Raw genomic sequence first — 23243 nt, forward strand, 5'->3', positions numbered from 1 at the left:
ACATCAAAAACACTTACTTTTATGAAAACAATTAAACATTTAACACTAGCACTACTTTTTATAGGTTTTACTTCTTGTAGCAATGATGATGATAACTCGAGTGCTTTAATGGAGATTGAAGCAGAAACAATCACGAATCTTCAAGCCACCCAATCGGCAGACTATTCCACCACACCGCCAACAATAACCGGAGATTACATAAAATTTTCCTTTGACGCTGGCGCCATTACTACCGGAGACGAATGGGATATCGCGTTTAGAGGCTCTACAATTATTATAAATGGAGGAGAAGCCACAGCAGAAGACCAACCAGAAAGAACAGGTGAAGGCGGAGCCTATATTGCTTCAGGGACATTTGCTAGCGTAACAACTGTGGACCCTTCATTATTCAATGCAGACAGCACTACCAACGGACTAGCAATTCCAACAGGTTCTGACAACGGATGGTATAATTACAACCCAACAAACCACCTAATCACTCCTCTTGCGGGTAAAATTATTGTTGTGAAAACACATGATGGGCGCTTTGCCAAAATAGAAATTTTAAGCTATTATGAAAACAGTACTCCTAATGAGGATTTAACCAATTCGCAATTCTACACATTCAATTATGTGTACCAACCAAACCAAGGAGAGAGCACATTTTAATTGTCTCTTTTAAGATTAGCTGCATTAGTCAAACTAAAAGGCCACTCAATTTGAGTGGCTTTTTTTTGTTTAGTCCAAATGATAAATCTGTCGAATTTTTTCCAATATGGATTCAAAGTCTATTTTCAAGTCAATGAGTTTGCCAGAATGCACATCAAACACCCAACCATGGACTTTTAAGCCGCGTTCCCGAACGGCTTTTTGGATGGCAGCTGTTTTGATTAGATTGACACATTGCTCCTGAACGTTCAATTCTATTAAACGATCATATCTTTTATTTTGGTTGTCAATGGCATTAAGCTCTTCGGCGTGCAAACGATACACATCCCTAATGCTTCGCAACCAAGGGTTCAACAATCCCAAATCTTCCGAGAGCATAGCTGCCTTAACACCTCCGCAGGCGTAATGTCCACATACCACCACATCGGCAACCTTCAAATGGTTCACGGCATAGTCCACTACGGACATTGCATTTAAATCGGTAGCGATAACCATGTTTGCAATGTTACGATGAACAAAAGCCTCCCCGGGCTCCAAACCCATAAGACCTTCCACATCTACACGACTATCGGAACAACCGATATATAAAAATTGAGGGCTTTGACCCTTCCCCAACTTATTAAAGTAGTTTTCATCCTTGGTCAATTTCTCCTGAATCCACTTTTCGTTGTTCTCAAAAACTCTATTTAAATCCATTTTGTAATCTAACTATATCACATTATTTTTTATCCAATTTGTAGACGCTTTAAAAGTATCAAAAATACGATCTTCTGATATCAATTCCGGAATAATTCCGATGCGTTCCATCATGTACCTAGGTTGCCTTAACAGGCCAACAAACAGAACTGTCACTCCATTTTTAGCCAACTCTTGCAGGACATCCTCAAAAGCATATAATCCTGACTGATCCATATACTGCATGCGCCCCAACCGAACCACCACCGTTTTGGCCGTAGAAGGTATCTGGGCCGCCAAACTTTGAAATTCGCTGGTAGAACCAAAAAACAACGGGCCTTTTACATGTTTAATAAACACTTCTTCTTTTAACTTTTCAGAAAAATTGGAGGCATTGTCCCAGGCCTTTTCTTTAGCCAAAGGTTTTACGTCTGATCTTTCGGCTGTCAAATCTCCAATTTTTTTCATAAACATGAGCGATGCAATAACAAGTCCTATTCCCACAGCATATACCAAATTCCAAATGGTGGAAAGCACCAATACCACGATCATGATCATAACCTCCGAGCTTAGTTTGACAGGTCCAATGCCGATATCTTTTGGAAGGCTTGGAATGGCCTTCAACCCTTTGTAATCCATCACACCTATCCCCACAGTAATTAATATGCCTGCCAAAACAGCTGCAGGAATTTTGGATGCCACTGGCCCCAATAATAACAGAATGATCAGCAATACTAAACCTGCAATCATTCCCGAAAGTCGGGTCGTCCCCCCCGATTGAATATTCACAACTGTCCTAATGGTTGCACCTGCACCAGGAATACCACCAAAAATAGCCCCAATACTGTTTCCGATACCCTGGCCAACCAATTCCTTATTTGGCTGGTGTTTGGTTTTGGTCATATTGTCTGCCACAATACTCGTGAGCAAAGAATCTATAGCCCCTAAAAGGGCCAACGTAAGTGCCGTGAAAATATAAGGGCTTACTTGTTGCAACCTAAAATCGGTAAACATATTTAAATTGGGCAATGGAAACCCACTTGGGATTTGTTGGATTGGTTTATAGTTTAAATTGAAAACTATGGCAATGGTAGACATCACCAATAAAGCCACCAAAGTACTAGGCACAGCTTTGGTAATCTTCTTAAACCCATAAATAATGATAATAGTCCCTAGTGCCAATACCAATTCCAACCAATTAATATTCATAAGTGCTCTAGGAAATACTTTAATTGCCCCAACAACACCTGAAGCGTTATTAGCTGCCATCGTTTCTGATTTTTCGAGAATTTCCTCTTCAGAAATATGTTCCGCCCGATCGATCGTTTCCCTAAAGTCTTCCAATACCAAAATACCTTCCCCTGCTTCCTCCTTCAAAATATTTTCAAGAATGGCCTCCTCGGCCATTGGTTTAAACTTTGCCACATACTCCTCGTCCTCCTTTGGATAATATCCCAAGGATGGCAAAATTTGTGTCACAATAATAATCACACCTATCGCCGACATAAATCCAGATACCACGGGGTAAGGAATATACCTTATGTACCTTCCCAAACCTAAAACTCCCAACCCTATCTGCATAAGCCCAGAAAGCAAAAACACGATTAAAATGGTAGGGAGTGCCTTTTGAACATCACCGTCATTGGCCGCAATAATACCGGCAATAACTACCATACTTACGGCTGTCATGGGAGCCGTAGGACCGGAAATTTGAGTATTGGTACCTCCTAAGAGGGCTGCAAAAAAACTTAAAAAAATGGCGCCATAAAGCCCTGCGCTGGGTCCCAACCCAGAACTTACTCCAAAAGCAAGAGCTAACGGCAATGCCACAATCCCTGCTGTAACACCTCCAAAAAGATCACCCTTAACATTGGAGAATAATTTGTGCAATTTTATCTTTTTTAACGGTCTCCCTAATTTAACCTTTATCTTGTAAAGAAAAAAGTGAACACGAGACTCTTTCTCATTACAAACCAGTCCATTGCACATAAAAAAGAAGCATTAACAATATTGTTAATGCTTCTTTTTTGAATACTATTATTTAGGAATAGCTTCTATTCATAAAAAGTTACGGCGCCAGTATTAACATCATACATAGCTCCTATAATTTTAATATCCCCACTCCTTTCCATGTCATCTAAAATAGGACTTTCTTTACGAATTCGATCAATAGTTAAATGCACGTTCTTTTCTGATACAGCATCCACAAACTCCAAATTCTTTGAGTTTCTTAAGCTTTCATCAGCGGGTTCGGTAACACTGTTTACGGCTGGCGTAATTTTTTCGATCAACTTGGTTAGATTGCCCATTTCGGCATGATCGCAAGCTCCCTTTACAGCTCCGCAACTCGTGTGCCCCAAGACTACAATTAGTTTGGTTCCTGCCAATTTACAGGCAAATTCCATGCTTCCAAGGATATCCTCGTTAACAAAATTTCCTGCAATTCGTACACTAAAGATATCTCCCAATCCCTGGTCAAAAACCAACTCCGCAGAAACTCGAGAATCGATACAGCTTAAAATAGTCGCAAAAGGAAACTGTCCTTCACTAGTATCATTTACCTGCTCCAATAAATTTCTGTTGGCTTTTAGATTATTTTGAAACCTTAAATTTCCTTCCTTTAAAAATGTCAATGACTTTTCTGGCGTCATTGTTGCCTGTGTCTCCTTGGTATGTGCTTTCATAATTTTATTTGTTTGATAACTCTCTTTAAATGCCCTTATTGAGCCGATACTAAAAGAGAGATATTAATAGTGTTTGCTATATTTAGTATATCTGTATGTTTGGTCTTTATATGATTTTCGGTTTTAGAGTGTCCTCTTTCTACACAAAACAAATTTACGCTGCTTTTGGATAGATAATTGGACAGGTTTTTAATACTTTCATCGCCCTCTTCAAAAACATATTCTATTGTGTCTACTTCCTGTTGTTGTTCAATTGAATTATCTTTTACATAGGCTATTTTAAAAGACTTCAAAGGTTGGTTACTAAGTACCTTTAAACTTCTGGCCAGGCCAAAATTGGCACCGTTAAAAACACCCAATGAAAAGGGTTGATTGGGTTCTAGAGCATGCTCGGTACCCACAATCATCATCACACCCTGGTGTGTATCCATCACAAATTGGGTTAAACCATCGCTTCCCAAATTAAACAGTTTGGGTTGCTTTTTTCCCATAACAATAATATCGGGGCGTCGGTTTTTGATATAAGTATCTATTTCATTTTTAACATTTCCAAACGAAAAGCTATAATCAATAGGAACCCCATAAGTAGCTACAGTAGTCTTGATCCTTTCTTGAATGAGCTTATTGGTGCTATTTTTTTCTTCATTAATGCTCCTAATAGCAGACAACTGATTTTCCTTTTGAACAATGTCTCCCGGCTTTTTCACATAAAACAAGTCAATCGTACCATTGACCATCTTCGCCAAGCTCACTGCACTTCGCAAGGTGATATCGGTTGTGCTTCCCAAATCTGAAAGTACCAATATGCGTAAGGCTTTTGGTTCCATGTTGTTTTAGCTCAAACTTAGTTTAGATTTTGGACGCTCCTTGAAAAACTTCACAAAGCTAGGAGGGTTTTCTACGATTCCACGTTTAGAAACTAATTTCACATCAATATTTCGTTCTTTCGCCTTATGGGTAAAATCTTCTAAAATCTCAATAATATCATGATCCAAATATCGGGTCTTCATAAGGTTAAGTTCTAAATACGTATCACGAGGCAGACTGTCCAATTCCTTAAGGATAGCACCTTTGTTAAAAAAGGTCACTTCCTCAGCAAGGGTCATTTTTATCTGGTGTTTCCCATTGCTTTTATCTTCTATGTGCAAGAAGTGAGAATTTTGGTAGCTTTTTAGAAGGATTACAATGATTCCTGCCAAAAGGCCTAAGCTAATTCCAACTAGCAAATCGGTGAATACAATCCCCACTACAGTTACTAAAAATGGTAACCACTGTTTCCACCCCAACTTGTACATTTCAATAAACAATTTTGGTTTTGCCAACTTATACCCTACAACTAAGAGAATGGCGGCCAAAACAGATAGCGGAATCATGTTCAGTAATTTTGGAATTAAAATCACCGAAACCAATAAAAACAAACCGTGAATGATTGCTGATAACTTCGTACGTCCTCCCGATTGAATATTAGCGGAACTCCTTACAATTACCTGAGTAATTGGCAAGCCCCCAATTAAACCTGAAAAGATGTTTCCAGTTCCTTGAGCCAACAACTCTCTATTGGTTGGCGTTACATTTTTATGCGGATCAATTTTATCCGTAGCTTCCACACACAATAAGGTTTCCAAACTTGCAACCAAAGCTATGGTAAAAGCAGTTACCCAAATTTCATGATTGGTAATTGCTCCAAAATTTGGAAAAGTAAACTGCCCTAAAAATGAATTGAAATCATCTGGAATTGGTACGCTCACCAGATGGGTTGTTGATATGTTTAAAGCATCATTTGATTTGGTGATAACATAAAACACAATACCCAATACCACAGCTACCAAAGGCCCTTGAATGATCTTAAAGAATTTTGCCTTTTTGGCCAGAATATTATCCCAGATAAGAATCACTGCCAGCCCTATGATACCAATAACCATAGATCCAAGGATAAGATTATCAAAAATGTGAAATATGGAAGAAAATGTATTCTCTCCTGAAAGTTCAAGGAAACTATCAGCTCCCTCCGGTTCGGCATCGTAACCAAAGAAGTGTGGAATTTGCTTTAAAATGATGATGATTCCAATCCCTGTCAACATTCCTTTAATAACCGATGACGGAAAATAATATCCAATCACACCGGCTCTTAAAACACCCAACACCAATTGAATCACTCCACCTAACACCACGGCGACAAGGAAATTTTCATATCCTCCCAAGGTACCAATTGCCGTCAATACAATAGCTGCTAAACCTGCTGCAGGGCCACTAACTCCAATATTGGACCCACTTAAGGAACCTACTACAATACCACCAACAATTCCTGCAATGACCCCTGAAAACAATGGAGCTCCACTTGCCAAGGCAATACCCAAACACAGGGGCAATGCCACAAAAAACACGACTATACTAGCCGGTAAATCTTGTTTAATATATTTAAACATACGCTAATTTTTTTCACCTTTAAAAGGCTATAGTTAAACTGAAAATATATGCCCAGAGAACACCTCTGAGTAAGGTCTGTGTTTAAGCTATCGTATGTTCTGGGGGAGGGGAAATGATTTTAAAAAACTTCTTGGAGTAATGGTTCAAAGGCAGTACAGTAATCCTTTTCTTTTTGGACACATCAAATACCAATTCACTCTTTCCAAATTCAAAAAACTTGATTTCAGTATCCTTAATTTTTTCAACAGATTTTTCTTCTTCTTCATTGATACTGAAAAACGCTGCGGTATCAAAATCGTTATCAAGGACAGCCACAACAGTTGGAGCCGCAATAAAAGCGACAAACACTGAAAAAAAGAAAATTGTAATGGCCTTTTGAATCATTTATTTCTATAAATAACAAATATAAGACGTGTTCTTAAGAAATATACAAAATAATTCAAAAAGTCTTCAACATCCTGATGTCGTTACCGCTTATCCAACCTGTTTTTCCGTCGGTAAGTTTAATTTTTTTCCAATCGTTAAGGGTGTCCAAAACTTGAACCTTTGTACCCTCGTGTAACCTAAAGGCTTCCTCGCTTCGTAAATTTGGTTCGCTCTTCACCTGACTTTCCTCTGCAAACACAATTGCCGGTTGATCTTTTCTTTGCAATTCATACCTGTGAAAAGCAAGTGTCGTGGTAATTAAAGTAATACCCAAAAAAGCAAAACTTGCCACAAAGGTGAGGCGTTTTGTAACGGTTGCATAACTAAAGTAATAAACCAGATAAAGGACCACAAAAAATAACATTCCTATAACGGCAACATAAGCCCAACCATCAAATCCCAAGGCTCGTGTAAAACCATTTACAATTTTGGAAAGCCCAACCTCAGGAATTACATCTATAGCATCTATGGTCATATTCTTGGCAAAGGCAATATTGTTTTGGATCTCTTTATCATTTGGTGCCAATTGCAAGGCTTTTTCGTAATAGTAAATACTTGGCGCAATATTATTGAGCTTATAATTAGCGTTTCCGAGATTAAAATACAACTCTGCCGAATGTTTGCCATTATTCAAGATGGCTTCATATTTCTCTATGGCTTCTGCATAGTCGCCATCATTGTAAAGCTTATTTCCCTGCTCAAACAACGAATCGTTTTGGGCAAAACCAATAGCAGAAAACAGCACAGAAAGGAATAGGAATAGCTTTTTCATCTTAACTAATTTGCTTATCAATTAATGAAATTGTTTTTGCAGATTTATCATAATCCTGCTGCATTTCTACATTCGTAATAGGTGTATAGCGCGCCAATTCACAATTCTTTAAAATCCCTACAAACTCTTCCACAACGGAAGTTTCCACATTTTTGGAAGTAAGAAGTTCCTCTATCTTGTCTTTACTGAATTCACTGGTTTCTATATGCAAAGTTGCTTTTAAATAATTGTGAAGTGCCTTTTCAAGCGCCACGTAAAAGGCCTCCTTCTGACCTAAATTACGCTTTGCTTCACTCAGATATTTCTTAGCCAATTTATCGGCCTTACGAATTTTATTTCCGAAAACATCTGCTGCTCGTTTGTCGCGCTCTTTTCTGTAAACCATAGCTAACGGTATGGCCAATAAAGGCAACAACAAGGAACTCCAAAACCAAGTAGACTTAAAGAAGTAATTGGGCTTAATAGTAGTTAAATTGGCATCGGTTTTTATGAAGGCAAATTGGTCGTTGCTCAAAATAACCTTTTGTTTATTTCCCGCCACAGTTGTAATGCTGTTATCCGAAGTAGCCGTATTGGTTGGCCCCTCCAACACATCTATAATCAATTCATCCGAAGTAATACGTTTGTAGGTTTCAGTTTTTAAATCGAAATAAGAAAAGGACACCTTTGGAATAGGATATTTTCCCTTAAACTGGGGCACCACAGTATAGCTGTCGGAAATGCTTCCTTGCATTCCTGACAAGTTTGTTCTTACATTCTCAGTGTACTCTGGCTCATAAATTTCCAAAGAACTTGGAACCGTTAACTTGGGAAGTTTGAACAATTTCAAGTTTCCATTTCCAGTAACTTCTACTTTCAATTGTAAGGATTCTGTAGCGTTCAAGGATTTCTTGGAACCCGCCACTTTAAAATTGAATGCTCCAACGGCACCCGTAAAATCCGATGGTTTATTGTCTTCTGGCAAAGGTTTCACATTAATTGTCCTTGCTCCCGCAGACACTGTGCGGTGTACTTTGGTCATTAATCGACCTCCAAATATGTCTCGTCTATTGGTAGGTACATCCACCGTTACATCCAAACTTAAAGGCTCTATTTCCAATTTTCCAGTCTTCTGAGGGTACAGCACTGTTTTGCGCAAAACTACATAACGATATTCCTCACCCTTATAGGTACCATTCTGCACTTTTAGACCTTTAATATCAATATTCTGACTCCAGAAATCACTAAACTTGGGATTGTCTATCTCCCGCCAATTACTCACTCCAGTATTGGCAGACACATATAATTTATACTCAACAGAAATAGCTTCGTTAAGATAGGGATCGGTTTTGGAAACCTCAGCAACCAAATGAATATTGTCTTCTGCAATATTATCGGCATTGTAAGGGTCATTTGGACGCTTTACCGCTGCCGTAACCTCTACAGCAACCGTTTGGGTTTTATAGATTTCGCCTTCAATTTCTATAGTAGCCTGATTGATGGTGATTTTCCCTCTTTTTTTGGGCGCTAAAAAATAACTGTACGTTTTTGAAAAGGATCGCTCTCCATTAAGCCAAGAATGACTCACCGAGGTATTGGGCCCTCCCACTACGGTAAAACCATTAAAATCTGGAGGGGTAAAATTGTCCCCATCTTTATTCATTTCAAAATCAATACGCAAGCGCTCATTAATCCCAAGTTTGGTCTTGCTTACTTTAGCTTCAAACTTAACCTGAGCTACCCCTATTGTGGTGCTTAAAACAAATAACAATAATGTGATATGTTTGATCAATTTCATGTGTCTATCTGCAACTATAAATCTTGTAAATTTGTTCTACCAATCCTTATCCGTTTTCACAGGAGTCCCTTTTTGTTTTTCAGCATTCATCTTTTCCTGAACTTTTTGTTCTTGATTGTTCATGGCCTCCAATAAATTCTTTATCTGTTGTGGCGACAATTGTCCAGGCTGTGGCTGCGGCTTTTGCTGCTCCTTGTCCTTCTCGTCACCTCCCTGATTGTCTTTCTTGTCGTCCTTAGGCTTTCCTTTCTCATCCTCTTGATCATCACCATCTTTTTCATCTTGATCACCTTGATCCTTTTGATCTTGGTTTTGCTGATCCTGATTTTGTTGATCTTCTTTCTCCTGATCCTGGTTATCCTCTTTATTCTCGTCTTCGTCCTTTTTGTCCTTATTGTTTTCCTGCTGACGCTCTGCACACTCTTTGGCCATGGCTAAATTATACCTTGTTTCATCGTCCGTCGGGTCATTACGCAAGGCATTTTTAAAAGCTTCCACAGCTTCCTGGCACTTTTCATTTTTCATCAGGATATTTCCAATGTTGTGGAAAGCTTTGTGTTTTCCGGCTCTGTCTGTAGCATTTTTGGCTGCCTGTTGGTGACGATAAAGAGCTTCCTCGTAATTGCCCTTTTGGTAATAGGAATTTCCCAAATTGTAGGTTCCAGATACGGTTGTAGGCTGTTCGGAAATGGCCTTTCTATACTCCATTTCGGCAGCTACATAATCATCTTTATCCACCAGTTCATTTGCATCATACACATATGAATTGGCCTTTTGAATTGCCTTTAACTGTTCCTTTTCCTTGGTATCGTCCTGTGCAAAGGAAAACCAAGAGGTAACCATTAAGAGTATTAAAACCAATTGTTTCATTTGTGACTTCATTGTTATTATTCAAAAGGGCATACCCTTTGTTTAAAACCATTGGACATACCAAGATATAAAACCCTGTTTTTTATGTCCGTTAAAAAATTTATAAAATTGTCGTAATGCCGACAAGCTACATAAATAGTAGGGAACCTACAGGTTTTCGTTGAACAAATTCAACTTTTTCAACCAAGCAGTCTTGCGTTCCAACAAGAAAATATCAATGAACAAAAAGAAAATCCCAAAGCCCAAAAACCATTGGAACTGATCCTTGAAATCGGCAAATTCCTTGGCTTCAAACTCTGTTTTATCCATCTTGTTCAAAATCTCTCTAATGGTTTCAACAACCGTAGCTGTATTGCTCCCGTTAATATATTCTCCGTTGGCTTCCTCTGCAATACTCTTTAAAGTTTCCTCTTGCAATTTGGTAATAACCGTTTCACCCTTGCTATCCTTTTTATAGTTAAGGACTACCCCATTTTTCTTAATGGGAATAGGACCTCCTTTGGTATCTCCCACTCCAATAGTAAAAATGCGAATACCTTCTTTGTTTGCTTCTTCTGCAACACTTGTGGACATTTCGCTGTGATCTTCCCCGTCTGAAATGATGACCAATACCCTATTGGTTTGTTCTTCATCATCAAAATAGGTTTTGGCCAATTCAATGGCTTCATCAATGGCCGTTCCCTGGGAGGACAACATGTCCGTATTCATATTTTGAAGGAACATTTTGGCCGAAGCATAGTCTGTGGTAATTGGCAATTGCGGAAAGGCTTTCCCTGCATAAGCAATAATCCCTACACGGTCGCTGGCTAAATTATTGATAATTTGTGTTACCAACTGCTTAGCTTTTTCCAAACGGTTAGGCGCAATATCCTCGGCCAACATACTTTTGGACACATCTACCGCAAACACCACATCAACCCCTTCTCGTTTTACAGTTTCCAGCTTGGTCCCTATTTTAGGATTTACCAAGGCCAAGGCCAAACAAGCAAAGGCTAAACACAATACCACAATTTTCAGTATGGATTTAAATAGGGACTGATTGGGACTCAAGCGCTGCAACAATTCCTTATTGGCAAACTTCTTTTGGGCTCTGTATTTCCAAACCTGGAGCATCAAAAAGAGCAGGATAATTATTGGAATGACCAACAATCCCCAGAACCATACTTTTTCATCTAATTGATACATATTCTATTGTTATTGACAATCAGCATTAGGATTGTCCATTTTAAATCTTATTATACAAAACTTCTAAACACGGTAGACCGCAACAATACTTCCACGAGTAGCAATATACTAGCCAATAGCACCAATGGACGAAATTTCTCTTCATAATTATAGAATTTGAATTCCTCAATTTCCGTCTTCTCCAGTTTATTGATTTCTGCGTAAATTTCTTCCAACTTTTTATTGTTGGTTGCTCTAAAGTACTTTCCTCCTGTGACCTCCGCGATTTCCTTGAGCAGAGCTTCGTCTATTTCTACCTGCACGCGGCCATATTGGAACTTTCCATTCGGCATAATGGCAATTGGTGATAAGGCCATTCCGTTTGTTCCCAAACCAATGGTATACACTTTAATACCGTATTCCAATGCCAGTTCACTTGCAATCTTAGGATCGATAAACCCTGAATTGTTAACCCCATCGGTTAACAAAATGATGATTTTACTTTTAGCTTTACTGTCTTTTAACCGGTTTACAGAAGTCGCCAATCCCATACCAATAGCCGTACCACCTTCAATGATGGTGTTGTATTTTATATCGTCCAAAGAGCGCAATACAATGGCCTTATCACTGGTGATTGGTGTTTTTGTGTAGCTTTCTCCAGCATACTCTACCAAACCAATTCTATCGTTGGGACGCCCCTTAATAAACTCTGCCGCCACATCCTTTAGGGCCTCCAAACGGTTAGGCTGCAAATCTTTTGCCAACATACTGGCCGAGACATCTATGGCCATAACAATGTCAATCCCTCTCGTGGTTTTGGTTTTAGTAGAAACATCCACAGTTCTAGGTCTGGCTAGAGCTGTAATAAGTAATCCCAAAGCCAAAAGCCTTAAAACAAATAATAAATGCTTCAATGTTGGCAACCAAGTATTGGTTAGTTTAAAACCTTTTAAGCTGGAAATCTTCAGCTCTGCCGTTTGTTTTTTATGCTTCAACACATACCACAACAATGCCAAGGGCAATACCAGCAATAACCAAAAAAATTCTTTATTTAAAAACTCTATACCTTCAAGCATATAGCATGTTATTTATTTCTCTTGTTCAGCTTCCTGTTCATTTTTCACCAATTCCACCGAATTGATGATACGATCTATCATTTCATCAGCATACACGTCATTATCTGGCCAGGTAACCATTACCTGCTGTAACACATTTTCTGCCGTAAACTGTAAAATGGTATATTTTGCAGGCACCAATGTCTCGGTATTCAGCAATGGAATATTTAAACTACCATAGGTTTTTAAACCTTCAGCTGCATTGGGTGTGATAAACTGCTCTCTTTTCACCAGAATATCCTTAGCGCCTTTTTGCTCCATGCCTGCAATAGCCATTTCAGAAGCTTGGGCTAAATCAATCTTCGGAGCCTTTTGATCGGTTCCTTGAGCTTGAGCTTGCCCTCCTTGTGTTGGCTGCTGCACCACAGTAGTGCTAACTGTTACGCTGAACATATCCAATAGAGTCCCATAACTAAATGCAGTAACCTTTACAGAAGCTTGGGCTTCTTCCGGAAGTGGTACTTCAACACGTTTCAATACTCTAGGAGTCGAAATACTTATTGGCGGCACACCATAATCACTACGCACCCATTCACCTTCCAACAATTCTTTACTTTCATGACCAATAACCGTATCCTTAACATAGGCGAAACCATATTTAATTCCGAAGCCAATAAAGGTTGCCATAATCAAAAAGAAGGCAACCACAACTGTAATGATCACTTTTTTGCGCTTCTTTTTGCGTTCCTGTTCTTCCTTGTATTGCTGGTCTAGTAATTTTTCTTCTTCTGTAGGTTCTGGCAAGGATTCCTTCACGTGATCGATCTCCAAATCAATCGTATTTCTATCCATTTCGGCCAAGGCCACATCTGGAGCAGATTTGGCAAATTTTACCAAATCGGCACGCTTCAAGATGCTTTCCAAGTTTTGGATGTCTTCTTTGCTTATGGAAATTTGGTTGCCTTCCCTAAGCAAATACAAGCGTTCGATAAGCTCGTCCGTAGTACTTTCCAAAGCACGGTCATAGACCTTTTCATCCAAATACCTTCTTATGATGAAGGTCAATTCAGAATAGTATTCTTTCAATTCTGCTTTTTGCAGGTAGTCGCTTTCATCCAAGTTTTTCAAAGCCATTTTTGCACGATCGTAGGGCGGCAACAACGCTATTTTTTCTTCTTCGGTCAATGGCTTTTTTCGCCATAAAAACCAATATAGTAAACCGCCTACCAAAGCAAATATGCCCAAAACAGCCAAGAGGATTTTCCACCAATCACTAGATGGTTCCTTGACTTCCATAAAGGGTTTGATGTCGTACAAACCTTGTTTAGTGGTGTCCACCACTACTGTATTCACCTCAACTCTTAAAGAATCGGTAAAAAAGGTTTTGTCGCCAATAAGGATTTTCTGTTTTGGAATGATATAGTTCCCAGAATCAAACTGGGTCAAACCATATTTCTTGATTAGGTTGAATTTGGCCCCCTGCTTTGTAGTGTCTATTTCATAAGATTGAATGACTTCCAAAGGCGAAAAGGTTTGCCCTTCGGGGAAGACAACCAAATCTGTTGAATCCGCTTCCACGGCAATTTTGTAGGTAATCTGTTCTCCAATTTTAATTTTGGTAGAATCTACGGTAGAACTTACTTGACCATATGAAACCTTTGTAAAACCGAATACCAAAAACAAAACACCCAAAACTTGTAGTTGTTTTTTGAGGTTCAATTTTATAATTCCGAGGCTGTTTTTCATAGGTTATTATCTTTTTTAAGCGCGTCTTTTAAAATATCCCAACAATTTTTTCACATAGCTTTCATCTACGCGGCAGTCAATAGTTCCTGCTCCAGATTTTGTAAAACTGTCCCTAAAGTAATCTACCTTGTCATGATAAAATTTAGAGTAGTTCCGGCGTACGGTTTTGGATTGTGTGTTGACCAACATAAGTTCGCCCGTTTCCTCATCCTGCATTTGCACCATCCCAATATTTGGGATTTCCTCTTCGCGTTGATCATACACCCTAATTCCAGTAACATCGTGCTTACCACATACTATTTTTAGGGTCTGTTTATAATCGTCTGCAATAAAATCGGAAAGCATGAATACAATGGCCTTTTTCTTCATGACGTTGGTCAAGAACTTTAAGGCTTCCACCACATTGGTTTGTCTACTTTTAGGTTGAAATTCGATAAGCTCACGAATGATGCGCAGTACATGCGATCTTCCTTTTTTAGGTGGAATGAAAAGCTCTATTTCATCAGAAAACAAAATCAAGCCAATCTTATCATTATTCTGTGTGGCCGAAAAAGCCAAAGTAGCGGCAATTTCGGTAACCACTTCGTTTTTGAATTGCTGTTCTGTACCAAACAACTCAGAACCCGACACATCTACCATCAACATCATGGTCAGCTCGCGTTCTTCCTCAAATACTTTTACATACGGTTCGTTGTAACGTGCAGTAACATTCCAGTCAATATTCCGTACATCATCCCCAAATTGATACTGCCTAACTTCACTAAAAGTCATACCGCGTCCCTTGAAGGTAGAATGGTATTCTCCCCCAAAAATATGATCGGACAAACGCCTTGTCTTAATCTCTATTTTTCGAACTTTCTTTAATAACTCTTTAGTATCCATATTGGCCTACAGTATTTAGCAATCAGCAAATAAAATATTGGTCACAGTTTGGCTAAGGCCTTGCTGCGAAACAAAATCTATCTCACAAAGACACCGATTAAGGCACTTCAATTTCGTTTACAATTTTATTGATGATATCTACGGAAGTAATATTTTCTGCTTCGGCTTCGTAAGTAATTCCAATTCTGTGGCGCAATACATCATAAACCACCGCACGCACATCTTCAGGAATCACATAGCCACGGCGTTTGATAAATGCGTAACACTTGGCGGCAGTGGCAAGGTTGATACTTCCACGAGGAGAAGCTCCAAAGGAAATCAACGGTTTCAAATCGGCCAATCTATATTTCTCTGGATAACGGGTCGCAAAAATGATGTCGAGGATGTACTTCTCAATCTTTTCATCCATATACACCTCACGAACCGCTTTTTGGGCACTCAAAATCTGTTCGATGGACACCACAGGATTCACTTTTTCAAAAGCACCTTTTAGGTTCGCACGAACAATCAATTGCTCTTCTTCCAACTTAGGATAATCGATCACCGTTTTCAACATGAAACGGTCTACCTGAGCTTCTGGCAACGGATACGTCCCTTCCTGCTCTACTGGGTTTTGGGTTGCCATTACCAAGAAGGGCTTGTCCAACACAAAGGTCTCATCACCAATGGTCACCTGCTTTTCTTGCATGGCTTCCAACAAAGCCGACTGTACTTTGGCAGGCGCCCTGTTGATCTCATCCGCCAACACGAAATTGGCAAAAATTGGTCCTTTTTTGATGGAGAAATCATTCTCCTTGATGTTATAAATAAGGGTTCCCACTACATCGGCAGGCAAAAGGTCTGGAGTAAACTGAATTCTACTAAACGTACCATGTACCGCTTTCGAAAGCGTGTTAATAGCAAGCGTTTTTGCCAATCCGGGCACTCCTTCCAATAAAATGTGTCCCTGTCCCAACAAGCCTATAAGCAATCGCTCCACCATATGTTTCTGGCCCACAATTACTTTATTCATTTCTAGGGTAAGTAAATCAACAAAAGCACTCTCTTTTTCAATTTTCTCATTGATGGTCTTAATATCAATTGTACCTGTTTGTTCCATTCTATTTATTTTTAAAACTCGAATATAGTATCCTTAATTGAGGCTTGCAAATTGTTGAAATTTTTCCTGCCAAACTGTTAATTGTAGGTTAAAAAACAAAGAGCAGCACGGAATGTGCTGCTCTTTAACAATTTTTTATTAGGCTACTAACATTTTATAACATTATGTCTCCCATATTGGTTGTTTCTCCTGAAATCACTTCGACCTCTACAAATTCTGAAGCTTCTAAACTAGAACCTTCTTCCGGAGCAACATAAACCGTATAGACGCCCGCAGGAATCTCTTCCAACAAAAAGACACCAAGCTCATTGGTTGTAGCTGAAACCATCTCTCCTTCAACCATCACAGAAGCAGTTGACAGAAGACCTTCATTAAGAACTGTTCCCGTGATCGCTCCAGGCATTAATGGTAAGTTAACAACACCAATATCTGTATATTGTCCATTTACAACCTCCACTCCTTCAACAATAGTATAGGTATACCCTGATCCTTCCGCAGGTGTTATGGTTACATCGTATGTCCCCTCAGGAATGCCGTTCAAATTAAAAATACCTTCTTCATTTGTGTAGGCAGAAATAATATTCCCATCCACTTCAACAGACGCCACTGCCTGTATATTGGAAGGGGATACCATACCTTCAATTATACCAGAAGCATACTCTGCACTAGCATAAATAACAGGCTTTAAATTAATATTTCCAGAATTTCCTGCGATGACGATAGATTCATCAACCGTAAAATCCAATAAGAATTCATAGGTAAAATTAGGATCTAAGGTTTCGTTTACCTTAATTTTCAATCCAGACTGTTGTGCACTTGGTGTTTGCAACTCATGTGTTTCACCGTCTATCACAACAGAATTGTCTTCTCCCAACACCAATCTAATTTGATTGAGCATGCCGGAAGGCACTTCAAAATTATCAACCAATAATACACTTATGCCGCCTGTGAGCTCCAAAAGGTCATAAACACCGGCATTGATAGGTCCTAAACTTTGCCATCCACTATCACTCTCACTGTCATCATTAACCTTAACCATAACGTCTTGCACGTCGATAAAAACGTTATCAAAATCTCCTGGTTCATCCGATAATCTAACAGAAATAAAAGAAGTTCCCTCTACCGTACTTCCCGAAGAGGAATCACTACTACAGTTTGAAAGGGTAAAAAATATTATAGCGCTAAATAATAAAAAGGATGTTTTTAAAATCTTCATAAATAATTTGGGGTTTTGTCTATATATACGCAGCATATCCTTCATTTAGATTATTCAACTCAAAAATCCGACCATACATTTCTAAAAAACAATCGATTACAAAAATATTTTAACATAAACAGTCAAAACTTCACAAATAAGCTTTCTTCAGCTTACTTTATTCCTTTACATTTCTGTAACTTTAGTTTGTTTTTAAAGACCTGTACCGCCAAAAAAGTTTGCAAATTTATGCCATTTCTCAATTTAGGAAAGGCATTTTTGCAATAATCTAAAATCATAAACGCTAAAATTACCTAATTAATATAAAATCAATGAAAAAAACTGCTTTAATCACCGGAGCAACCAGCGGAATTGGACGCGCCACCGCCCATATTTTTGCCAAAAACGGCATTCAATTGGTATTATGCGGCAGACGACAAGAACGTTTGGACACTATTGAAGAAGCCCTTAAGAAAGAGACCAACGTGATTACTTTAAACTTCGACGTGAGAGATAAAGAAGCCACTTTAAATGCCATTGCTTCCTTGCCAGAAGATTTCAAAAATATCGATATTTTAATCAATAATGCAGGCAACGCCCATGGACTGGACCCTATACAAACTGGCTCTTTAGACGATTGGGATGCTATGATGGACATTAATGTAAAAGGACTGTTATATGTGAGCAAAGCGGTAATCCCTGGAATGACAGAACGCAAATCTGGTCATATTATCAACATCGGCTCTTCTGCGGGAAAAGAAGTATACCCCAAAGGAAATGTTTACTGCGGAAGCAAACATGCCGTATTGGCTATAACGGAAGGAATGCGCATTGACCTCAACCAATTTGGCATTAAGGTAAGTGCCGTGAATCCAGGGATGGTAGAAACCGAATTCTCTCAAGTGCGTTTTAAAGGAGACCCTGTAGCGGATACCGTTTACAAAGGATTCGAGGCCCTTCAGGCAGAAGACATTGCCGAGATTATTTATTTTGTTGTGTCACGCCCGGCACACGTCAATGTTGCAGACTTATTGATATTTCCAACGGCACAGGCCTCCTCAACCATCGTTAAAAAAGAGCTATAACCTTTAATAAACAGCTATATGATCAATAAACGCCTACTCATTAAAAACCTACTCGCACATAACGACGAGAACAGTTTTTATGATAAAAAGCGTAAAATCGATATTAGCCAAAAGGAAGGAAAGGCCAAATTTTTAAAGCACATCTGCGCGCTTTCCAATAGCAACCCCAAAAACAACTCGTATATCGTTATTGGTGTTGATGATGAAGACAATAAAATTTGGGGAGTGGATTTCTTTGATGACAGTAAGATTCAAAACCTGATCAACGCCTATTTAACCAACCCACCCATTGTGCAATATGAGAATATTCCCTTTCCGCATTTGCCAGATAACAAGGTGGTGGGTTTGGTAACCATCAGGCCCATTGGAAAAATTACTTCCCTACGGAAAAACATCTGGAAATACTATGGAGGCTCCGTGTTTTTCAGGGAAGGCAGCATGAGCATGCCCAAAGTTTTCGATGTTGAAATCAAAGATGTCAACTCTAAAATTGTAGCAGCCATAGAGCACCACTCCCAAAACAATATTGAATACACCCTAGATGGTGTATTTGACTTCATGAACAAGCGCAAGGATTACAATCCGCAGTACAAAGTCTTTAAAGAATACTTCGTGCTATGCTGGTCAGGAAAGAAAAAAACAGTCAAGGACGAAATCTTCTTTTCGAGGGTAGACATTGAATTGGTCAATGAACAGGTTCGGATTTTCTTTTCCAATCTAGACGAGGTTTCCATCAGTTACGACGACAACAGTTTCAAAATCATTGAATATGTTAGATTGGGCCTTCAAAATTCTTATAGATACTACCCGTTGGAAGAAACCCTGATTAGTTTTGAGGACAATGCCAATTACAATATCGATGCTAAACTACTTTTTCAACCTCCTCAATTCGATAAAAAAGTTTTGCATCATATTTATAACACCAACAACACCTTATTGGCAAAGCTCAAAAAAGGATTGACCTTAACCTCTAACGAGCTTGCCGACTTAAGAAACCTCCCTGAAACCTATTTAATCTGTTACCTTAACTTGTTTCACAACGCCATAGACAAACTTAACGAAGCGAAACCTTACTTAAGACAATACAGCGAAAGCATCTATGATTCCTATAAAGATGCTATGCGAATTTTGAGAAAAGTGAAATACAGCTAAATGGTCGTTTCGACCTTTACCGATTATACATTTTTTAGTACCAACTACAGAAACACCCCCATTTCCCAGCTTCTTTTTCACGAATTTAGCACAGCTATTAATCAATTAAATACATACCCTATTTCTCCCGATACAAGTTCGGCATTGAAATAGGGTTTTGTTTTTCAAAAAATTCTAAAAAATAAAAAAGCCGTTTCAAGTTTTGAAACGGCTTTTTTATTTTATTCCGGCTTAGCATTAAAGACCTCCATCAAGTTCTTGTTGCCAATCAAAAAGTTCCTTCCATTTACCTTCATAGGCCAATAAAGCCTGTTTTGGCCAAGTTTTTGGATTATGAATTTTATAAGCCTCTCCTCCATCATCCAACACTTCTTGACATTTCGGTACGCTACATTCTGATAAAGCCTTCCAAGTATGCACACCATGCTTGTGGAACAATTCTTGAATTTTAGGCCCAATACCTTCTACGATGGTAAGATCATTTTCCTTGATTGCCCTACCAAAAATAGCCTTGGCTTCTGCTGCATTAAAAGGCATGGCCGCATGTGCCATAGCTGCCGCCATACGGCTATCCTGCATTTGGATGGCCCCTAATTTATCTTTACAGGATTTTAAATTACCCTCCAGTTCGGCTATCTTATTTTTTAAAGCTTGAATTTCAGCGGTATTATCAGGACCTTTTCCAAGCATTTTTCCTAATAGATACCCTAAGAGCGCACAAATTGCGCCTACTATAATTGGAATTAAACTACACATGTTCATAATTTATTTTTTTGGTTTATGGTTTGTTAACGGTTACAATAGTTCTTCGATTGGCAGCACGCCCTTCAGTGGTACTATTATCGGCTATAGGTTCAGAAGAACCTTTGGACACAGTAATAACTTTACTTTCTGGGATATGATGCCGCACCAAATAGGCTTTGGCGAAATCAGCGCGTTCCTTACCTAAGACCATATTATGATCTTCGGGCCCAGTGGTATCGGTATGTCCTACAATGTTACAAGTAGACCCTTCTGCCTTATCCAGATATCTAGAAATTTTAGCAAACTTGTGCCGCTGTTCTTCGGTAAGGTTAATAACAAACTTATCAATACCAAAATTCAATACCAGAGGATCCTTGTTAATTTCATCTGCCAAAGCATCAAGGTCGCCATGATCCCCGGTAGTTGCTACTGCAAATTCTACGGGCCCGTAGTAAATGTTGTCTGCATCTGGTACCATGCCATCATACAGCTTGCCGTGAGTATCAATAATTCGCGAAGAAATTCCTTTGGACACAAAATAGTTTTTGACAGCCCCTGCCCTAGCTAATCCCAAATTAGGATAGGCCGTATGGTTGACTTCATCACCTTTGTAATATCCGGTAATACTTACTGATTTGTCTGGATGTTCAGCCAAATAGGCTGACAATTCTGTCACACCGCCAATCACCCTTTCGGAAAGCGGTTCTAAAATGACCATTTCTGATGCCTGAAAGTTAAAATTGTCATTAACTTTTACATCTAAATTGCCATTGGCGTCTTGAACCAAAAACGGATTTTTGGTTGGTTCAATTACTGGTTCTGAAACAATCTCTTCAACCACAATTTCCTCTTCCATATTACAGCAGTAATAATAGTTTAAAATTGCGCCAAGAAGGATCGTAATCAAAATACCAAGTTGGTACGTTAATTTACTCATCTAGCTAAGGATTAATTAATTAACCATGAAGTTACTAAATTTTAAGCAACTTTTAACATAAATGAATAGGGAAAATTTTTACAAGTTTTTACTTAGGATGATTCAAGTATTTTGTCCAACATAAAATCGAAAATATACGTTTGAAAAATTACTTTTTAAACACCTTTTGGAGATAATTCGAAAAGTCATCACACACTATTTCTACGAAATACATTCCTGATTTCATAGCTGAAAAATCAATGACAACATCTAAAGTACTGCCATTGGTACTCATTAATTCCTGCCCTAATGTAGTATACACGTTAACCTGCTTAATTTTCCTTGATGAAACAATATTGAGTTGATTTTGAACTGGATTTGGAAAACATCTTATAGATCCTGATAATACATTTTCATTAACACCCAAGCTATTGACCTCAAAACTATTTTCTAGGGAAAATTCAGAACCTTCATATTGGTTATCTATTGACTGGACTGCCCAATAATAAGTGCCATCCGGAAGATCTAACAATGAAAACTGGCTTTTATATTGTGCATTCCCAAGCTTCACCACTTTTCTATATCCTGAACTTATATTGGATTCTGGTGTTACAACATCTGTTCCTTCTGTAATTGTACCAACATATACATTATATGACAACTGTTCTATTGGAGACTCACTATCCCATCCAGATTCCCAACTTAAAACAACTTCATTTTCCAGGATCTCCACACTAAGCCCTGTGGGCGGATTTGGAATTATGTTTTCATTCGTGGATTTATTGCTAAAGGTATTACAAGCATTCCCATTCATTATAAAAACATCAACATCATGATCGTTATCAAAATCCCCAATTTCAATGTCATTAAATGAGCCATTGCTAATGCCACTCGTTACATTCTCACTTAATGTCAAATCCCCATCATTTGCATATATAGAAGTTGAAAAGTTTAACTCTGTATAAGGCTGTTCTCTTCCTGACACTAAAAAATCCAGCTCCCCATTACCGTCATAATCAGCCGAGACCATATTGGCAAAATCTCCAACCGAAGCAAAACTTACCGAAACATTCTCTGAAAATTCAAAATCTCCCGAATTTAAATACATCCTTGTTGCATCTCCATCATCAGTAGTTCCATTCTTGATAATATCTATAAGGCCATCATTATTACAATCTCTCAGCTCTAGATCTCCATTAAAAAAACCTTCCAAACTCAACTCTTGAGTAAAATTAAAATCCCCATTATTTTTGTAAACCTCCAAATAAGAAACCACAGCCATCTCTCCTTGAATACCGCCAACAACAACATCATTATAGCCATCATTATCCAAATCTGCCATTCTAATTGCACCTTGGCTTAAGGCTAAAAAAGAATGGGTTAGACTTGTAAAATTGCCACCTCCATCATTTCTGTACACATAAGCATAATTTTCCATAGCTTGAAAATTCCCCATTAAAATCAAATCCAAATCCCCATCATTATCTAGGTCTCCCCAACAAAATTGATTGTTGATAGTATCTCCTCCAAACACGAACGGAACTTCCGTAAACACCCCTAATTCATTAGTATACAATCTTGATTTCCCTCCAGATAAAGTCAATCCTGAAATAAAAACATCTAAGTCATTGTCATTATCATAATCCAAAAATTCAACCTGCCCATTTCTATAATTTTCTCCAAGATCAATTGTGCTTAATGAAAAATTACCTGCTCCATTGTTATCATAAATCTGTGTAGAAATACTGCCATCAACAAGCCCCATCAAAATGATATCCAAATCGCCATCGTCATCATAATCCCCAACATCGGCACTTGAAACGGTAGGTGTTATAAAAATGTTTTCATTTGAAAGAAGAAATGTTTGTGCATTAAGATTCAGAGCAAAAACAAAAAGTAGGAATGGTAATTTTTTAAGCATTTCAG

At 38.5% G+C, this 23243-nt stretch carries 21 protein-coding genes; 3 read left to right on the top strand and 18 right to left on the bottom strand.

Annotated elements, in window-relative coordinates; all coding sequences use genetic code 11:
* Positions 1–21 precede the first annotated feature (21 nt).
* On the top strand, positions 22–648 hold the full coding sequence (locus tag RBH95_RS16485; protein ID WP_307900659.1) for an HmuY family protein: 627 nt from the start codon (positions 22–24) through the stop codon (positions 646–648).
* Positions 649–717: 69 nt separating this feature from the next.
* Here RBH95_RS16485 and RBH95_RS16490 read toward each other — a convergent pair whose 3' ends face one another.
* From RBH95_RS16490 to RBH95_RS16560, 15 genes are all read right to left on the bottom strand, one after another.
* A complete protein-coding gene (locus RBH95_RS16490) occupies positions 718–1344 on the bottom strand; it encodes a carbonic anhydrase (RefSeq protein WP_307900660.1) in 627 nt (208 codons plus the stop codon).
* Positions 1345–1356: 12 nt separating this feature from the next.
* Entirely contained in the window at positions 1357–3213 is a 1857-nt protein-coding gene (locus RBH95_RS16495; RefSeq protein WP_307900661.1) for a SulP family inorganic anion transporter, read from the bottom strand.
* Positions 3214–3377: 164 nt separating this feature from the next.
* The gene (locus tag RBH95_RS16500) at positions 3378–4007 is read right to left on the bottom strand and encodes a carbonic anhydrase family protein (RefSeq protein ID WP_307900662.1); all 630 of its coding nucleotides are present in this window, start codon (positions 4005–4007) and stop codon (positions 3378–3380) included.
* Positions 4008–4042: 35 nt separating this feature from the next.
* A complete protein-coding gene (locus RBH95_RS16505) occupies positions 4043–4834 on the bottom strand; it encodes a universal stress protein (protein WP_307900663.1) in 792 nt (263 codons plus the stop codon).
* A 6-nt stretch (positions 4835–4840) separates the two neighbouring features.
* A complete protein-coding gene (locus RBH95_RS16510) occupies positions 4841–6433 on the bottom strand; it encodes a SulP family inorganic anion transporter (RefSeq protein ID WP_307900664.1) in 1593 nt (530 codons plus the stop codon).
* A gap of 82 nt (positions 6434–6515) precedes the next feature.
* The gene (locus RBH95_RS16515) at positions 6516–6818 is read right to left on the bottom strand and encodes a hypothetical protein (protein WP_307900665.1); all 303 of its coding nucleotides are present in this window, start codon (positions 6816–6818) and stop codon (positions 6516–6518) included.
* A gap of 55 nt (positions 6819–6873) precedes the next feature.
* Positions 6874–7632, bottom strand: a complete 759-nt coding sequence (locus RBH95_RS16520; RefSeq protein WP_307900666.1) for a tetratricopeptide repeat protein — start codon at positions 7630–7632, stop codon at positions 6874–6876.
* 1 nt (position 7633) lies between these two features.
* Complete coding sequence (locus RBH95_RS16525; RefSeq protein ID WP_307900667.1) at positions 7634–9409, bottom strand: BatD family protein; 1776 nt, start codon at positions 9407–9409, stop codon at positions 7634–7636.
* A gap of 36 nt (positions 9410–9445) precedes the next feature.
* On the bottom strand, positions 9446–10291 hold the full coding sequence (locus tag RBH95_RS16530; RefSeq protein ID WP_307900668.1) for a tetratricopeptide repeat protein: 846 nt from the start codon (positions 10289–10291) through the stop codon (positions 9446–9448).
* Positions 10292–10426: 135 nt separating this feature from the next.
* On the bottom strand, positions 10427–11464 hold the full coding sequence (locus RBH95_RS16535) for a VWA domain-containing protein (RefSeq protein ID WP_307900669.1): 1038 nt from the start codon (positions 11462–11464) through the stop codon (positions 10427–10429).
* Positions 11465–11514: 50 nt separating this feature from the next.
* Positions 11515–12519 carry a VWA domain-containing protein gene (locus tag RBH95_RS16540; RefSeq protein WP_307900670.1) on the bottom strand — a complete coding sequence of 335 codons (1005 nt, stop codon included), beginning with the start codon at positions 12517–12519 and terminating at the stop codon, positions 11515–11517.
* Positions 12520–12531: 12 nt separating this feature from the next.
* Positions 12532–14244, bottom strand: coding sequence for a BatD family protein (locus RBH95_RS16545; protein ID WP_307900671.1), 1713 nt, complete (start codon positions 14242–14244; stop codon positions 12532–12534).
* Between the two features lie 15 nt (positions 14245–14259).
* Positions 14260–15126: a DUF58 domain-containing protein gene (locus RBH95_RS16550; RefSeq protein WP_307900672.1), complete on the bottom strand. Its 867-nt coding sequence runs from the start codon at positions 15124–15126 to the stop codon at positions 14260–14262.
* Between the two features lie 97 nt (positions 15127–15223).
* Complete coding sequence (locus RBH95_RS16555; RefSeq protein ID WP_307900673.1) at positions 15224–16225, bottom strand: MoxR family ATPase; 1002 nt, start codon at positions 16223–16225, stop codon at positions 15224–15226.
* A gap of 154 nt (positions 16226–16379) precedes the next feature.
* Positions 16380–17441, bottom strand: a complete 1062-nt coding sequence (locus tag RBH95_RS16560) for a DUF4382 domain-containing protein (protein WP_307900674.1) — start codon at positions 17439–17441, stop codon at positions 16380–16382.
* A gap of 311 nt (positions 17442–17752) precedes the next feature.
* Here RBH95_RS16560 and RBH95_RS16565 point away from each other — a divergent pair, with 311 nt between their 5' ends.
* Together RBH95_RS16565 and RBH95_RS16570 are read left to right on the top strand one after the other, a co-directional pair.
* Positions 17753–18505: an SDR family NAD(P)-dependent oxidoreductase gene (locus RBH95_RS16565; protein ID WP_307900675.1), complete on the top strand. Its 753-nt coding sequence runs from the start codon at positions 17753–17755 to the stop codon at positions 18503–18505.
* Positions 18506–18523: 18 nt separating this feature from the next.
* On the top strand, positions 18524–19657 hold the full coding sequence (locus RBH95_RS16570) for an ATP-binding protein (RefSeq protein WP_307900676.1): 1134 nt from the start codon (positions 18524–18526) through the stop codon (positions 19655–19657).
* A gap of 237 nt (positions 19658–19894) precedes the next feature.
* Here the strand turns inward: RBH95_RS16570 and RBH95_RS16575 are convergent, their stop codons facing one another.
* The 3 genes from RBH95_RS16575 to RBH95_RS16585 all read right to left on the bottom strand — a co-directional run bounded on the left by RBH95_RS16575 (position 19895) and on the right by RBH95_RS16585 (position 23238).
* Entirely contained in the window at positions 19895–20419 is a 525-nt protein-coding gene (locus RBH95_RS16575) for a hypothetical protein (protein WP_307900677.1), read from the bottom strand.
* Between the two features lie 16 nt (positions 20420–20435).
* A complete protein-coding gene (locus RBH95_RS16580) occupies positions 20436–21338 on the bottom strand; it encodes an OmpA family protein (RefSeq protein WP_307900678.1) in 903 nt (300 codons plus the stop codon).
* Positions 21339–21486: 148 nt separating this feature from the next.
* Positions 21487–23238: a T9SS type A sorting domain-containing protein gene (locus RBH95_RS16585; protein WP_307900679.1), complete on the bottom strand. Its 1752-nt coding sequence runs from the start codon at positions 23236–23238 to the stop codon at positions 21487–21489.
* Positions 23239–23243 lie beyond the last annotated feature (5 nt).

Origin of the sequence: Mangrovimonas sp. YM274, assembly GCF_030908385.1 — a bacterium.
Classification (GTDB): domain Bacteria; phylum Bacteroidota; class Bacteroidia; order Flavobacteriales; family Flavobacteriaceae; genus Mangrovimonas_A.